Origin of the sequence: Kosakonia sp. HypNH10, assembly GCF_029850615.1 — a bacterium.
GTDB lineage: Bacteria > Pseudomonadota > Gammaproteobacteria > Enterobacterales > Enterobacteriaceae > Kosakonia > Kosakonia cowanii.
Map to the genome: position 1 here is coordinate 503351 of NZ_JAOTIU010000003.1, position 14528 is coordinate 517878.

General features: G+C 58.1%; 11 protein-coding genes. 6 read left to right on the top strand and 5 right to left on the bottom strand.

Features of this window, described 5'->3' with window-relative positions; translation table 11 throughout:
- Positions 1 to 15: 15 nt before the first annotated feature.
- From N7V53_RS11790 to N7V53_RS11800, 3 genes are read right to left on the bottom strand one after another with little or no spacing between them, the layout of a single operon-like run.
- Positions 16 to 2190 carry a virulence factor SrfC family protein gene (locus tag N7V53_RS11790; protein ID WP_279793470.1) on the bottom strand — a complete coding sequence of 725 codons (2175 nt, stop codon included), beginning with the start codon at positions 2188 to 2190 and terminating at the stop codon, positions 16 to 18.
- Positions 2187 to 5168, bottom strand: a complete 2982-nt coding sequence (locus N7V53_RS11795) for a virulence factor SrfB (RefSeq protein ID WP_279793471.1) — start codon at positions 5166 to 5168, stop codon at positions 2187 to 2189. Before N7V53_RS11795 ends, N7V53_RS11790 begins: the two co-directional genes overlap by 4 nt.
- Before the next feature lie 3 nt (positions 5169 to 5171).
- On the bottom strand, positions 5172 to 6587 hold the full coding sequence (locus N7V53_RS11800) for an SrfA family protein (RefSeq protein WP_279793472.1): 1416 nt from the start codon (positions 6585 to 6587) through the stop codon (positions 5172 to 5174).
- A gap of 280 nt (positions 6588 to 6867) precedes the next feature.
- Between N7V53_RS11800 and N7V53_RS11805 the strand changes: the two genes are divergently transcribed.
- Positions 6868 to 8466 carry an ABC transporter substrate-binding protein gene (locus N7V53_RS11805; RefSeq protein WP_279793473.1) on the top strand — a complete coding sequence of 533 codons (1599 nt, stop codon included), beginning with the start codon at positions 6868 to 6870 and terminating at the stop codon, positions 8464 to 8466.
- A gap of 9 nt (positions 8467 to 8475) precedes the next feature.
- On the top strand, positions 8476 to 8709 hold the full coding sequence (locus N7V53_RS11810; protein ID WP_023478778.1) for a YdcY family protein: 234 nt from the start codon (positions 8476 to 8478) through the stop codon (positions 8707 to 8709).
- A gap of 44 nt (positions 8710 to 8753) precedes the next feature.
- On the opposite strand, the gene N7V53_RS11815 is transcribed toward N7V53_RS11810, so the two are convergent.
- The gene (locus tag N7V53_RS11815) at positions 8754 to 9203 is read right to left on the bottom strand and encodes a DMT family transporter (RefSeq protein WP_279793474.1); all 450 of its coding nucleotides are present in this window, start codon (positions 9201 to 9203) and stop codon (positions 8754 to 8756) included.
- Positions 9200 to 9718 (bottom strand): GNAT family N-acetyltransferase, encoded by a 519-nt coding sequence (locus tag N7V53_RS11820; RefSeq protein WP_279793475.1) that lies wholly within the window; start codon positions 9716 to 9718, stop codon positions 9200 to 9202. Before N7V53_RS11820 ends, N7V53_RS11815 begins: the two co-directional genes overlap by 4 nt.
- 37 nt (positions 9719 to 9755) lie before the next feature.
- Between N7V53_RS11820 and N7V53_RS11825 the strand changes: the two genes are divergently transcribed.
- From N7V53_RS11825 to N7V53_RS11840, 4 genes are all read left to right on the top strand, one after another.
- Positions 9756 to 10331 carry an XRE family transcriptional regulator gene (locus N7V53_RS11825; RefSeq protein WP_279793476.1) on the top strand — a complete coding sequence of 192 codons (576 nt, stop codon included), beginning with the start codon at positions 9756 to 9758 and terminating at the stop codon, positions 10329 to 10331.
- Between the two features lie 67 nt (positions 10332 to 10398).
- On the top strand, positions 10399 to 11436 hold the full coding sequence (locus N7V53_RS11830) for an NADP-dependent oxidoreductase (RefSeq protein WP_279793477.1): 1038 nt from the start codon (positions 10399 to 10401) through the stop codon (positions 11434 to 11436).
- A gap of 254 nt (positions 11437 to 11690) precedes the next feature.
- The gene (locus N7V53_RS11835) at positions 11691 to 12347 is read left to right on the top strand and encodes a GntR family transcriptional regulator (RefSeq protein WP_042716634.1); all 657 of its coding nucleotides are present in this window, start codon (positions 11691 to 11693) and stop codon (positions 12345 to 12347) included.
- Positions 12348 to 12539: 192 nt separating this feature from the next.
- Entirely contained in the window at positions 12540 to 14465 is a 1926-nt protein-coding gene (locus N7V53_RS11840) for a methyl-accepting chemotaxis protein (RefSeq protein ID WP_279793478.1), read from the top strand.
- The last annotated feature ends 63 nt before the right edge of the window (positions 14466 to 14528 follow it).

The following is a 14528-nucleotide window of genomic DNA, read 5'->3' on the forward strand; positions in this document are numbered from 1 at the left end:
TCGCCGGGTTGTGGGTTAAGGCAGCAGCGCTTTGAGCGCGGCGCGCGCCTCAGGGGTGACATCGAGCGGGTGGCGGTAGCCGATATTCTCAATCGCCCGGTTGTAGAGCGCGACCAGCCAGTCGTAGACGTAGCGGGTTGCGGCGTGCACCGGCTGATCGCCGAGACGCGTCAACCGCTCGCCGCCCACTTCAATCACCGCGGTAGCAAAAATGGTGCTGCCTTTCTGCACGCGGCTGGCCGGGCGGCTCTCCGGCGGAAGATCGGCATAGCCGAGCCAGGCAACAAAGTTGCCAATGGCCGCATGCAGCTGCGCTGCGCAGGCGGTGTCGCGCTGCATGATTTGTTGCAGGGTTTCCGGCAGGCGCAGGCGGTAGCTGCTGATAATCACAATCTCCGCCATCTGGCGCAGCGTCGCCGGGCTGACGCCCAGGCGCACGGCATTGTCATCGTTGCGGCTCCACTGGCGCACGTGGTTAACCCACAGCGCGTGCGCCTGCTGACCGACGTCTTTCGCCATTGCCTGCGGCTCGGCGTTCTCAGCCGATTCAGCAAACAGATCGATCGACTCGTTAAACAGGCCGCTCACTTTCTCTTCACGCGGCTGCTGTACCTTCCAGAGCGTATCGAACTGCTGCATATCCGGCATCAATCCTTCCAGCAGTTCACCGTGGCGTGAAGCCTGAACCTGCAATTCGCGTACCACGGACTCCGCCCGTTTACGCTGCTCATCCGCATCCTGTTCCGGGCTGACCACCCATGCCTGCAACAGATCGCGCAGGGCGCGCTGCTGGCGTTCGCTCAGCGCTTTCAGCCGCTGCTGGCGCAGGGCGGGCGCTGTGGCTTGCGCCAGCCACTCGAGCAGACGCTGCAAACTGCTGGCATCCAGCGCCTGCAATGTGCCCCAGTGCTGGCCCGGTTTGCCAATCAGTTGCTGGACGGTTTCATCCAGATTTTGCGCCAGCGTAAAGCGGGCATCCTGCGGGGTGATTGCCCAGACCAGGCCCGGCAGCGCCGACTCCTGGCCCGACTGCGTCTCTTTAACCCAGTTAAGCAGCGCGCGTGCGATTGTCGCAGTTTCCGCGCGTTCCAGCGTGGCGTTGCAGATCATCAACACATCCGGTTGCAGGCGCTGGCGGTAGTTCTCCAGCAGCCAGCGGCATTTACTGCGCCACAGCGGCTGGCCTTCACGCGGGCCGGGGGCGGGGATATCCAGAATATCGACGCCCGGTAACAGGCTGTTTTCCACCGGCAGCACCAGCTCGCGGGTGATCAGCGCCAGCGTCGCCAGCGGAATGCTGACCGCATTTTGCAGCTGCTCATTGGCCCACGGGTGGACTACGACTTCATCCTGGATCGCCTCTTCCTGCTCAACCGCCGGGGTTAAAAAACCGTCGGTCGGCAGCGCGAAGGTATCCACCAGAATGCTCAGTGGTGCTGCGATTTCGGTGGCATTACCGGTCTGGTGCAGGGTATGCGCAAGGGCAAACCACTGCTGGGTTAACTCTTGCTGTTCCCCCCACAGGAGCGACCAGGCGCTGGCGCGTGCAGTCAGATCAAGGGAGGGCAGCAGGGCGGCGAACTGATACCAGAGCGCATCATCCATCTGCTGCTGCGCAGCGGGGACGACCGAACGCCAGAAGCGGGCGATTGCGCCAATCTCCTCGGCGGTAATTCCCGGCACGGCGTTAGGCTGGCGCAGCGCGCGCCATTTCGCGACCCGATCCTCAATCACCGCTTTATCAACCGTACGCACATCCAGCTGCTGATGCGCATGGGCGATAAACAGCTGGACCAGCTCCGCTTCGCTGAGAATGCGCAGGCAGAGCGGGAAGCCCTCATCCATAAACGGCACGCGCTGGCTAAAACGCAGCGCCATGCTGGTCAGGGCGTGGCCAGGGTTAATGTGGCTGAAGTAATCCAGCGTCTTTTCGCCAGGACGCACATGCATGCGGCCATTGCCGCTGCCGCACAGGGCGGCAAGCAGATGCGCTTTTGCCGCCTGCGAGCGACCATACAGCCCGACGGTGCAGGGAGCATCAGCCACCTCCGTCAGCGCCTGTTCATCAGCCGCGGCGGCGGTAACGCGCGCCAGAAGGGCATCGGCGTCATCATCGAGCAGCGGTGAGTGCTGACGGTTGTTAGTGATCCATGCAGTTAAGGCTTGGGTGGTTTTTACGCTCGCACTCATTTCAGGTACACACTCCCGCTGTCGATCCAGTAATGGCTTCCGCTGTGTCGGCGGTCGGCCAGCGTATTCAATTTAAACGTTAACGCATCGGCAGGAACCGGGGTGCCATCCTGCAACCAGGCTTCGCTCAGGATAAACGCCTCCGGGCCGTGGTGTTTATTGCCGCCGCTAAACTGTAGCCGCACATTCAGCACCCCGTCACCGGCGATGGTTTTCGCCAGCTCCTGCGAGTTGATACTCAGCGTATAGAGCGGCGTCGCCGGCCAGCGGGCGTTCGCCAGTTGGCGGAAACCGAGCGTGACATTGCCGCGCAGCGGGAAGTGCAGCCGCGCATCCAGCTTGGCACCGGGTTTATCCAGATCGATATCGTGATACCAGATGTTCTCATCGCGCAGGGTGTTAACCACGTTATCGAGCACACCGAGGTAGCGCACCGTCGAATAGGCACCAATATCTGCCGCTTTAAAGTTGAAGCGCGGCAGGCGCAGATCGAGCGCCAGGCTGCACAGCATCGCGCCAACGGCGGCGGTCGATTTCGGGTTGCCGATTTTGCCCTGCTGGCTGAAGGGGTACCACTCATGCACGCGGTACTTATCCAGCCACACCATGCGGTTGACCGGCACCGGTTGCAGGTGGCGAATCAGCGCCTGCACGCCCGGCAAGCAGCCCGGGCGACCGGTGATCAGCAGCACGTCACAGTTGTAGTGGCTGATCGCTTCGCACACCGCATGCAGCGGGGCGGTAAGCGTAAACTGCCCAGCCAGCATCGCCTCCTGCAGATCGCGGAAGGTGATTTGCAGCGGGACCGACAGCACATCAAACTCCGCTGAACCGGCAGGCAGGGCGTGATCGATCGCCTGCTTCAGGTAGTTCATCACGTTGCGCGTCGGTGTCTGCTTCAGCAATTCGCCAAAGGTCGCATAGAGACCGGCCAGCGGATCGTTAATGTCGCTCTCTTCCCACGCCGCCAGAATCGCATGGCCGACAGGCATAAAGAGTTGCAGCGTGGTTTGCTGGCGCAGCACCGCCTGGGTGTCGATACGCCCGGAGTCGCCAAACAGCGTTGCCATGATCGCCGCCGCGTCGGTGATACCCGCTTTCTGCATATGCGTTTGCAGCGCAGGCAGCACGCAGCGCTGGATGACATCTAACAGAATGTCATCGCCCGCCACTTTAAACCCTTCACGGAAGAGCAACTGCGGGGTGATTTTGACATTGCTGCCGGTACCATCATCCAGCTGATAGTGGGTGATCGCCATATCGGTGGTGCCGCCGCCGATATCGACGGAGGCCACGCGCAGCGAGCGTCCCGGCACCGCGCCCGGCGCTTCGGTGCGATCCGGGCGGGCGAGGGAGGCAAAAAAGGTTTCGGTCTGCCCGGCAAAGCGGGAGATCGCTTCGTTATAGAGCCACACCAGCTGGCCGCAGCTTGCTTCGTCCCACTCCATCTGGATATAGGGCACCGGCACCACGCTCTTTTCCTGCTGCTTACGCTGGGCAAAATCCTCATCCTGCGGATGCCAGCCCATCGCTTTCCACACCAGGGCAATCGCTTCAAACATGCGGCGGCGGAAGATCTCGCGCTCCTGCTTTGGCATCGCCGACGGCAGAGTGAGAATAATGGTGCGCAGCTGGCGCGGCGAGGCCGGGAAGCCAAGGCGCAGGCGGGTCGCGACGCTGTTGATCTGCCCGAGCGCCTGCGAAAGCAGCTCGCACAGCATATGGGTCATCAACGTGCTGCGGCTGTACTGCGGCGAGAAGACCGGCAGACGCTCATCCAGCGGCAGGCTGTAAAGCGGCTGGCCTTCGTCATTCATCAGGTTCATCAGCGGGAAGGCGGTCGCCAGCGGTTCACGCTGCGTTTTGCTGTTCATCTGGCTGAAGCGCCAGTCCTGCAACACCGGGGTTTCATCCCACAGATAGCGACGCGGGCTGGAGATGCCGCTGTTGCCTTCGGTACCGATACGCTGCATCGCCAGCTTGCGTGCTTCATCGCCGACGCGAACAATCGACGGCCAGATAAAGGCATCTTCACGCCCGCTCTCGACCGAAAAGTGCTGCTTGCCGAAGCGCGCTTCGGAAAACTCAAGCCGGCTGGTAAACAGCGGCTCGTTAAGAAATTGTGGCTCGCTGAGCGAGCGGACTTGCAGTTCGGCGGTCTGGCGCAGGCCATCGTTGGCGTCGCCATGATCTTCAATAATCACGCCACAAGTGTGCGTATTACCGACATCAAGGATCAAATCAACCGGAATGGCCGGGGTGCTGAGCGTATGGGTGACGATTTTCACTTCCGGCACCTGAATCTGCATGCCGAGCAGCGACATCAGGTTCAGCCAGTGCGCCTGGTACTCAAAGCCGCGCAGGGCCTGATGGATTTCGCGCTCGCTGCGGCTTTCATGCTGGGTAATAAAGTGCAGAAACGCTTCACGCAGCCAGCCATCGACCCACGTTTGATCGAGAAAATCAGCCACTTCATCATCGCGCCAGGCGAGCGAAAAGCGGGTGCCGTTGAGAATGTCATTCTCCTGCGGCGCGAGTGCAGCAGGCGAGTTGCCGTTGATCTGGCTGTCGAGCGCCAGCGCTACGCGATGCGTATTGCCGGCGCTGTCCGGCGCCGGCAGTTTGCGGATCTGCACGCGCGCCCAGTTATCCGGGCCTTCAACGAAGGTACGCGGCGGGTTGAAGCGCAGAAACGGGATCGGCAACCAGACGCCGTCGAGGATCGATAAAGAGTATTGCAGCGGATGTGTGCTCTCGGGTTTGACCACTTCCGGCTGACCGCCTTCGCGGTTGGGCAGGGTGTAACGCTCATTCACTACATCGAAATCGAGGCGCAGCAGCGGCCCGTTCGCCGTTTTACGCACAAAACGGCCGCTGTTCGCCGAATCCTGCGGCGTCAGACCGAAATCGAGAAACTGCACGCCGCTATTGGCGATCAGCGTGACGCTCTGTTTGTAGTCGCAAAGATTAACCAACATAAATCAATCACCTGTGTTTCTGAACGTCACCGGAACGGTGGTTTTTGCGTCAAAACGCGCGCTGCACTCCGCCACGTCGTTGGTGCCTGCTTTACAGGAAATATCCGGCATCGGGTAGCGCGTCCCGTCGCTGCAACGCGCATTACCGCGGCTCTTGATCAGCAACTCGCCCGTCTGATGCAGGCCGGAGAAGAGATCGGCGCGGCAGGTGACGTTCTTGCCCATCACAATGCGGGCGCTGCCTTTATTATTCTGAATCTGATAACGCACGTTCGGCGCTTTGCCGGTGACCGGATCTTTAATATCCATCGCCAGTCGCCAGCTGCCGTTAAGGAATTTGGTCGAGCCCATTTTGACCTGCTGGGCATCCATCACCATTGCCCCTTTCGGGATCGGCATAATCACCACCGGCTCGTTTTCCGCCGTTTTTTCTTCTGGAGCTTTCACTTCAGCCGGTGAAACCGCGGCCTGATGCAGCGGCAGGTTGGCGGAAAGCGCCGGGATCGGTTCTGCCTCAATCGGCTTCGGTGCAATGGCGACCGGTTTTGCCGGCTCGGCAACCGGCGCGGAAGCGGTTTCTGCCTTCTGCTGCTGCTGTTTGAGCACAACCGGCACGGCAACCGCGGCGGCGACAGCGGCCGCTAATGGCAGCAGCCACAGCGCGGTGCGGCGACGTTTTTTCGTTTTCGGTGCGGGCGCGGCGGCGGGCTCTTTCGCCGGAGCAGGCTCCTGATCGGCATCCTGCACCGCCTGATAGATCGGCGCGACATTCACCGGCTGCGGTTTAACCGGCGGCGGTGGGGTTAAAAGTGGGGCATCGGCCTGGCTGAAGCTCGCTTCCGCGACAGGTTCACTCTGCGCTTCTTTTTCCGGCTCTGGCTCGGGTTGCGGCTCTGGCTCCGGTTCCGGCTCGATAATAATCTCCGGCACTTCCGGCTCAGGCTCGTAGAGACACTCAAGCACATTTTCGCGCGCGCTTTCATTCAGATTGACGAAGCCCCAGAAGGTGATGACCGGTTTGCCATCAACGAGAAAAACATGGTTTTCGCCGGGGAATTGCAGCGCTTTTTCCAGCAGCGAACCGAAGAGTTGCTGTGCGGTTTTTGGCGACTGCATACATTTACGGCTCAGGGCGGCCGCGCTATCGAGCGTGCTTTCAAGGAAGCGCAGGGCGCGGGCGCGCGCCTCCGGCTCAGCCGCTTTCCATGAGCGGGAGTGTCCGTCGATGGGCGAGTACCAGTCGACGCGATCGCCTTCATCATTAACCTGCGGTATTGCCAGGCAATCCACTAACGCCTGCTGTTTACGCAGACGCAGCGCTTCCCGAATTTGTAGTGCCGAATCGAATACGGCCTGACCGCCGCCGCCAACGGCCTGGAAATCATCCAGATCGCCGCTGCGCAAGAGTGTTTTTGCCACGTTTTCATCCCATAGACTTCTTCACGCGTCTACTATACGCGTTCCCGCCGCCAGTAAAAGGCAGAGGAAAGCGCAAAACCATTGAATTCTCGACGCATTGAGCGCATCGAGACCTTATGACGGTCAAAATACGCCCTACAGTAAATTTTCTTATTAAGCATGGTGGATATTTCAGCAAAAACAACCGCTTTAGCATAACTTGATAGAGATTGGTTATTTGCCAGTTCGCCCGGCCTGTGCTGAGATTAGAATTCCATATAAAAAAAGAAGGCTCCTGCACATGACCACAGGGAAAACACTGCTCGCGCTGGCGTTGAGCACACTCTTACCGGCAAGCGCCGCATTTGCGGCTTCCAACGACACACTGATCTACTGCTCCGAAGCCTCACCGGAGTCCTTCAACCCGCAAATTGCCAGCTCCGGCCCGTCGTTTGTCGCCAGCTCGCAGGTGCTTTATAACCGCCTTGTCACCTTCGATCCGGTAAAAAATACCCCGGTGCCGTCGCTGGCGACGGAGTGGAAAGTCTCCGACGATGGCAAAACCTGGACCTTTACGCTGCGCCAGGGCGTCAAATTCAACAGCAACAAATATTTCAAACCGACGCGCGACTTTAATGCCGATGACGTCATCTTCTCCGTGATGCGCCAGATGGATGCCAAACATCCGTACCACAACGTCTCAAAAGGCAACTACGAATACTTCACCGATGTCGGGCTGGATAAGCTGATTAAAGAGGTGAAGAAGGACGATGATTACCACGTTCAGTTCGTGCTCAATGAACCGAACGCCGCCTTCCTTGCCGACTGGGGAATGGATTTTGCCTCGATTCTTTCGGCCGAGTATGCCGACGCGATGCTGAAAAAAGGCACGCCGGAGAATGTTGATAACTGGCCAATCGGAACCGGCCCCTACGCCTTGCAGCAGTACAAAACCGATGCGCTGATCCGCTATATCGCTAACCCGAACTACTGGGATGGCCCGGTGCCGACTAAGCACCTGATCTTCTCCATCACCCCGGATGTGCAGACGCGTCTGGCGAAACTGCAAACCAACGAGTGCCAGATTATTCCCGCCCCGGCCCCAGTGCAGTTTGAGCAGATCAAAAAGAATAAAGATTTAACTCTTCACACGGTTGAAGCGCTGAACGTCGGCTATCTGGCGTTTAACACCGAGAAAAAACCGTTTGATAACGTGCTGGTGCGTCAGGCGCTGAACTACGCCACCGATAAAAAAGCGATTGTGAATGCGGTGTTCCTGGGCTCCGCCAGCGTGGCGAAATCGCCGCTGCCGCCCAACATGCTCGGCTACAACAAAGACCTGCCGGAGTACAGCTACGATCCTGAAAAAGCAAAAGCGCTGCTGAAACAGGCGGGGCTGGAGAAGGGCTTTGAAGCGACGCTCTGGTCGATGCCGGTGCAGCGCCCCTATAACCCGAACTCGCGCCGTATCGCCGAGATGATCCAGAGCGACTGGGCGAAAGTGGGCGTGAAAGCGAAGATTGTCTCCTACGAATGGGGCGAGTATCTTTCCGGCATGCGCAAAGGCGAGCACGATACCGCGCTGTTTGGCTGGATGTCCGATAATGGAGATCCCGATAATTTCGCCGATACGCTGCTCGGCTGCGACAGCGTGAAGACCGGCTCCAACGCCGCACGCTGGTGTGACAAGCCCTACGACGATCTGGTGAAAAAAGCGAAGCTGGTCAGCGATCCGGCCGAGCGCGCGAAACTTTACGGCCAGGCGCAGGAGATTTTCTATAAGCAGGCACCGTGGATCCCGCTGGCAAACGGCAAAACCTTCTACGCGACGCGCAGCAATGTCACCGGCTACAGCGTCAGCCTGATGGGCAGTGATTTTTCCAAAGCGAAGCTGAATTAAGGAGAGGATATGTCACATCTTGATGAGGTTACCGCCCGCGTCGACGCCGCCATTGCCGACGGGGCAATTATCGGCATGAACGAACTGCTGGTTATCCTGAGCGATGATGGCGAACTGAGCCGCGAAGCGCGTTACGAGCAGCAGCAGCGTCTGCGTAACGCCATCGCCCATCATGGTCGCCAGCATAAAGAGGATGCGGAAGCGCGGCGCGAGCAGCTCACCAAAGGTGGCGAGATTCTCTGATAGTGCACTGACAAAACGGGCCAAACGGCCCGTTTTTATATCCCTCAAAACTGCCGCCGGGCGACCAGCCAGGCACCGATCACCAGTAACACCGCGCCGCATACCGGGCCAATCAATGCCCGCAGCGCCACACCTTCGCTCTTCACCACATCCATCACCAGGCCGCCGATAAGCTGGCTGGCGATCAGCACGGCGATGGTGGTTGCCGCGCCGACATTTTGATAGCCGCTGATGCTGGCGAAAACAAAGAAGGAGCCGAGCAGGCCGGGGATCAGCGTCCACCATTTGACGCTGCTAACCAGCTCCTGAAAGCCGCCGACGCCCTGTTTGATCAGCAGAATAGAGACAAACAGCACAATGCCGACCAGCGAGTTGAGCAGCATGGCGATCAGAATGGTGGAGGAGGACTGGGTAATGCGCACCATCAACGTGTTCTGGATAACCAGCCCAATACCGGCGGCAACCAGAAAGGCGAGGGTCAGGGACTGGTTCATGCCGGGGCGTCCGGATCGGTGCGGTTATCGAGCTGAAGCTGCATAAAAGTAAGATCCAGCCAGCGGCCAAACTTAGTGCCGACCTGCGGCATCTGCCCGGTAATGGTAAAGCCGAGCTTCTGGTGGAGATGAATCGAACCCTGATTTTGCGCTTCGATACCGGCAACCATCACATGTTTACCGATGCGCCTCGCTTCCTCAATCAGCCGCACCATCAGCGCCAGGCCAAGGCCTTTGCCCTGGTGATCCGGGTGGATATAGACCGAGTGTTCAACCGTGTGGCGAAAGCCGTCGAACGCGCGCCAGTCGCCGAAGGAGGCGTAGCCCGTGACAACGCCATGCTCTTCGCTCACAATCACCGGATAGCCGAGCAGGGCGCGCGCCTCAAACCATGCAATGCGGTTATCGGCATCCACCGTTTGATCATTCCAGATCGCCGCCGTATTAATCACGGCGTGGTTATAAATAGCGGCAATCGCCGCGCAATCCTCTTTCACGGCATAACGAATCGACATGGTTGAACCCCTGATCTGTACACTATAGTATGACGTTATGAATACTATCTCAGACAATATAAATCAACGGATCAGTGCGCGAATTCGCCTTGAGCGCGAGTCGCGCGGCTGGTCGCTGACGGAACTCGCCGAACGCGCGGGCGTGTCGCGGGCGATGATCCACAAAATCGAGCGCGCGGAGAGCAGCCCAACGGCAACGCTGCTGGCGCGCATCTGCGGCGCGTTTGCCATTAGTATGTCGACGCTGATTGCCCGCGCCGAGATGCAGGAGGGCAAACTGCTACGCTTCGTCAGCCAGCCGGTGTGGCGCGATCCGCAAACCCACTATCTGCGCCGCCATGTTTCGCCGCGCAGCGACCTGCCGATCGATCTCGTGCAGATTGAGCTGCCGCCCGGCAGCGATATCCCGATGCCTGCCTCCTCTTATGCGCTGGCGCGTCAGCTTATCTGGTTACAGGAGGGCAGCCTGGTGTTTCTTGAAGGCGAGACGCGCCATGAGATGCAGCCTGGGGATTGTCTGGAATTGGGCCCGCCGAACGACTGCCGATTTATCAACGAAACCCTTGCGCCGTGCCGTTATCTGGTGGTGCGCCTCAACCATGCCGCCACGTAATGCCAACGCGCGGGGGACGTTAACCGTCTACTATCATTAGTCAGTCCATACTGCACAGGAGAGCAAAATGAACCAACATTCACACCGCAACCGCCGCTGGGTACTGGCTTCGCGTCCGCATGGCGCGCCAACCACAGAGAATTTCCGGCTGGAGGAGGATGAGGTCGCCTCACCGGGCGAAGGCCAGGTGCTGCTGCGCACGGTCTATCTCTCTCTCGATCCCTATATGCGCGGACGCATGAGCGACGCGCCATCCTACTCGCCGCCGGTAAAAATCGGTGAAGTGATGTGCGGCGGCACCGTCAGCCGCGTCGTCAAATCGCAGCACCCGGACTTCGCCGAGGGCGACTGGGTGCTCGCCGGTAGCGGCTGGCAGGATTACGACATCGCCAGCGGCGACGATCTGGTGAAACTCGACAGCAACATTCCGCATCCGTCCTGGGCGCTGGGTATTCTTGGCATGCCGGGCTTTACCGCCTATATGGGTTTGCTGGATATCGGCCAGCCGAAAGAGGGCGAAACCCTGGTGGTTGCCGCAGCTACCGGGCCTGTTGGCGCAACGGTCGGCCAGATTGGCAAAATTAAAGGCTGTCGCGTAGTCGGTGTTGCGGGCGGCAGCGAGAAGTGTCGTCATGCCGTGGAAGTGCTCGGTTTTGATGAGTGTATCGATCACCATGCCGACGATTTTAGCGAGCGTCTGGCGAAGGCCTGCCCGCAGGGCATCGATATCTATTATGAGAACGTCGGCGGCAAAGTATTCGATGCCGTGCTGCCGTTATTAAATACCTCAGCGCGCATTCCGCTCTGTGGCCTGGTGAGTGGTTATAACGCCACCGACCTTCCGGAAGGCCCGGATCGCGTTCCATTATTAATGGCGACGATTCTGAAGAAGCGTATTCGATTGCAGGGGTTTATTATCATGCAGGATTATGGTCACCGGCTGCATGAATTCCAGCAGGAGATGGCAAGCTGGCTGAAACAGGATCGCATTCATTACCGTGAGCAGGTAACGGAGGATCTTGAGCAGGCGCCAGAGGCGTTTATCGGCTTACTTGAAGGGAAAAACTTCGGCAAAGTTGTAGTAAAAGTAGCCTCAGAAAACTAAATAAAAAAATGGCGGTAAAAACCGCCATTTTAAATTGGGCATTTTTGTGAAAAACAGCTTTAATTATACATGCATAAGGAATTGTTGACCTTGTGGAGGCAGTTCCTGGTGGTCGTGCATAATAAATAACTTTTTGTTCTAACTTTACGCAATAACCCAATACCAGGCATGCACTTATAAAATATATCTTTAGGCATAACCATATGGACACGCTACCAGGCTGAGAAAATAAAGAATTTATACAGGATGCAAACATGCTTGATTTGGAGAAAGCGCAGCGAACGAGTCTTACCATGCAGGTCGAGGCAAGTTTAAAGAGCGCGCTTATTGTCGGTGCCCTGAGACCCGGCGCCAGACTTATCACGAAGGAAATCGCCGATCAACTGGGTACGAGCATTACCCCGGTTCGTGAAGCGTTGCTGCGATTGGTTTCCGCAGGTGCGCTGCATGCCACACCGGCGCAGGCTTTTCTCGTGCCGGAGGTCAGTGCGGAACGCTATAACGAAATCAATCAGATTCGTAAAAACCTCGAAGGCATGGCCGCGCGAGCTGCCAGCCAGAATATGACCAGCGATAAGCTGCGTGAGCTGCGTACGCTGGCAATTAATGTTGATGAAGCGATGAAAAGCGGCAACACCGAGCAGGCGTTACAGGCCAATCGCGTGTTTCGTTTTAGCGTTTATGCCCACGCTGGCATGCCGACGCTCAGCGCTTTAATTGAGCAGCTATGGGTGCGAATTGGCCCTTGCTATAACTACTTATATCCGTCATCTGAACACCTGATGCGCGTGCAGCATTACCACGATCTGCTCTGTGCATTAGAAGAGGGCGATGCTTTTGCCAGTGAGCGCGCCGTGTGGCGAGCCATTGATGAAGGCTCAACCATTGTGCACAGACAATTTGAACGCTAAGTGATAATTCTCTGACTCAATAATTTCATGAGAAATATTGATGCACCCCGGTAATAATTTGCGAATGGGGCGCATCAATATCACACTTTTAATCTATAACCTCTCCGCTACCTGAATCTGCTTATTTTCCTGCCGATAACTTGTCGCGTGCGCAGTCGGGCACTCACTATGGACGTTAGACAAGGGGAAAAAATGTCAATTAGCCAACGGGTAAGCAATATAAAAATTAGTCGAAAGCTGTCGGTCGGATTCGGTGTAGTTCTTTTTCTGGTCGCGTTTGCCACCATTCTCAGCGTGCTGCGCTTTAAAGAAATTCGCGACGTCTATGAAAAAACAAATTTGATGTACAACATCAATATTGAAGTATTCCAGGCAAAAATTAATCGGCTGAAATATTTTTATGGCGATGATAAATCAGGCCAGGTGATGGCGAACTATGTCCGTCACTCCTCCGAACTGACCGCCAGCGCCGACGCGCTCAGCTGGTCAAGCAACGAACGTAAAATCATTAATGATGTTGCCCGCAATTTAGCGACCTTTCAGGCCAGCATTGGCGAGATGCAAAAAGCGACCGGCGATCTGCGCGCCCTGCGTGAAAGCCTCGATAAACTGAGCACCGAAGATCTTTCCGCTCGCTATACCACGCTGGTACGTACCCCGGTGGCCGACCCGGCGGTAATGGCGCAAATCTACGAGCAACTTTTTGCCATCAGCAGCGTGCGCGATGCAGCGCTGGTCGTGCGTTACAGCCCGGACCCAGCCACGCGCGATCGCCTTGAGCAGCAGTTCGCCGCCACCGCAAGCCACGTGCAGGCGCTGAACAGCCAGTTGCCGGGCGAGCTGCAAGCGCCGTTACAAGCCATCTGGGACAACACCGTCAGCTATCGCAGCCAGGCGCTGAGCTACTTTACCGCCTGGCAAGCACTGAAAGCGGCGGAAGATAAAGTCAAAGTGGGCGGCGACGCCAGCAGCGCCTCGCTGCGTGACATCATCGCGCTGGTGAAAGCCCACAACGAAGAGCTGGCCTACACCTCCAGTTCGATTACCGCCATCACCGGCGCGATTGCCATTCTGCTCGGCATGCTGGTCTCATGGTGGGTCATTCGCCAGATCACCCGGCCGGTTCACCGCAACCTGGCGCTGGCAGAACGCATTGCCAGCGGCGATCTGAGCTCACAAATCCGCGCGCAAAGCCGCGACGAGCTGGGGCAGTTAACCGGCGCGATGGGACGGATGAATGATCGGCTGCGCGATATGATCCATGAAGTGCGCAACAGCGTTACGCAGCTCTCCCGTGCGGCAACCGAGATTGCTGATGGCAACACCGATCTCTCGTCGCGCACCGAACAGCAGGCCGCCGCGGTAGTGCAAACCGCCGCCAGCATGGAGCAGTTAACGGCCACGGTGAAAAACAACGCCGATAACGCGCGCAACGCCAGCAGCCTGGCGGCGCAGGCATCGAAAACGGCCAGCGAAGGCGGGACGGTGATGCGCCAGGTGGTGGATACCATGGGCGATATCAACACCAGTTCGAACAAGATTGCCGACATTACCGCGGTGATTAACAGCATTGCCTTTCAGACCAATATTCTGGCGCTGAACGCGGCGGTGGAAGCGGCAAGGGCGGGCGAGCAGGGGCGCGGTTTTGCGGTGGTTGCCGGTGAAGTGCGTAGCTTGTCCCAGCGCAGTTCGCAGGCGGCGAAAGATATTGAACAACTGATCAACGAATCGGTTTCGCGCATCAATATTGGCAGCAAACTGGTGGTCAAAGCGGGCGAAACGATGGATCAGGTGGTGCAGTCGGTCACGCGCGTCAACGATATTATGGGCGAGATCTCCTCCGCTTCCGAAGAGCAGAGCCGCGGCATTGAGCAGATTGCCCGCGCGGTCGGCGAGCTTGACAGCACCACCCAACAGAACGCCTCGCTGGTAAGCGAATCCTCCTCCGCCGCGGGTTCGCTGGAGGAGCAGGCGCGCCTGCTGGAAGAGCTGGTTGCCGCCTTCCGTCTCGCCAGTGATGAGGCAAAACCGGCGAAGGTTCAGGGCGGTAAAAGCACGCTTATCCCGCCAACGCCGCGTGCAGCGACACTCGCCGAAGAGGGCTGGACCACCTTTTGATGGCCTGAAGCGATAAAAAAGCCCGGCGCATGATGGCCGGGCTTTTTATTGCCTGCGGTGTGG

Bases quoted from the DNA above. Each gene is read 5' to 3' on its own strand.
- N7V53_RS11790 (WP_279793470.1), bottom strand. From the start codon at position 2,190: ATGAGTGCGAGCGTAAAAACCACCCAAGCCTTAACTGCATGGATCACT.
- N7V53_RS11795 (WP_279793471.1), bottom strand. From the start codon at position 5,168: ATGTTGGTTAATCTTTGCGACTACAAACAGAGCGTCACGCTGATCGCC.
- N7V53_RS11805 (WP_279793473.1), top strand. From the start codon at position 6,868: ATGACCACAGGGAAAACACTGCTCGCGCTGGCGTTGAGCACACTCTTA.
- N7V53_RS11810 (WP_023478778.1), top strand. From the start codon at position 8,476: ATGTCACATCTTGATGAGGTTACCGCCCGCGTCGACGCCGCCATTGCC.
- N7V53_RS11815 (WP_279793474.1), bottom strand. From the start codon at position 9,203: ATGAACCAGTCCCTGACCCTCGCCTTTCTGGTTGCCGCCGGTATTGGG.
- N7V53_RS11820 (WP_279793475.1), bottom strand. From the start codon at position 9,718: ATGTCGATTCGTTATGCCGTGAAAGAGGATTGCGCGGCGATTGCCGCT.
- N7V53_RS11825 (WP_279793476.1), top strand. From the start codon at position 9,756: ATGAATACTATCTCAGACAATATAAATCAACGGATCAGTGCGCGAATT.
- N7V53_RS11830 (WP_279793477.1), top strand. From the start codon at position 10,399: ATGAACCAACATTCACACCGCAACCGCCGCTGGGTACTGGCTTCGCGT.
- N7V53_RS11835 (WP_042716634.1), top strand. From the start codon at position 11,691: ATGCTTGATTTGGAGAAAGCGCAGCGAACGAGTCTTACCATGCAGGTC.
- N7V53_RS11840 (WP_279793478.1), top strand. From the start codon at position 12,540: ATGTCAATTAGCCAACGGGTAAGCAATATAAAAATTAGTCGAAAGCTG.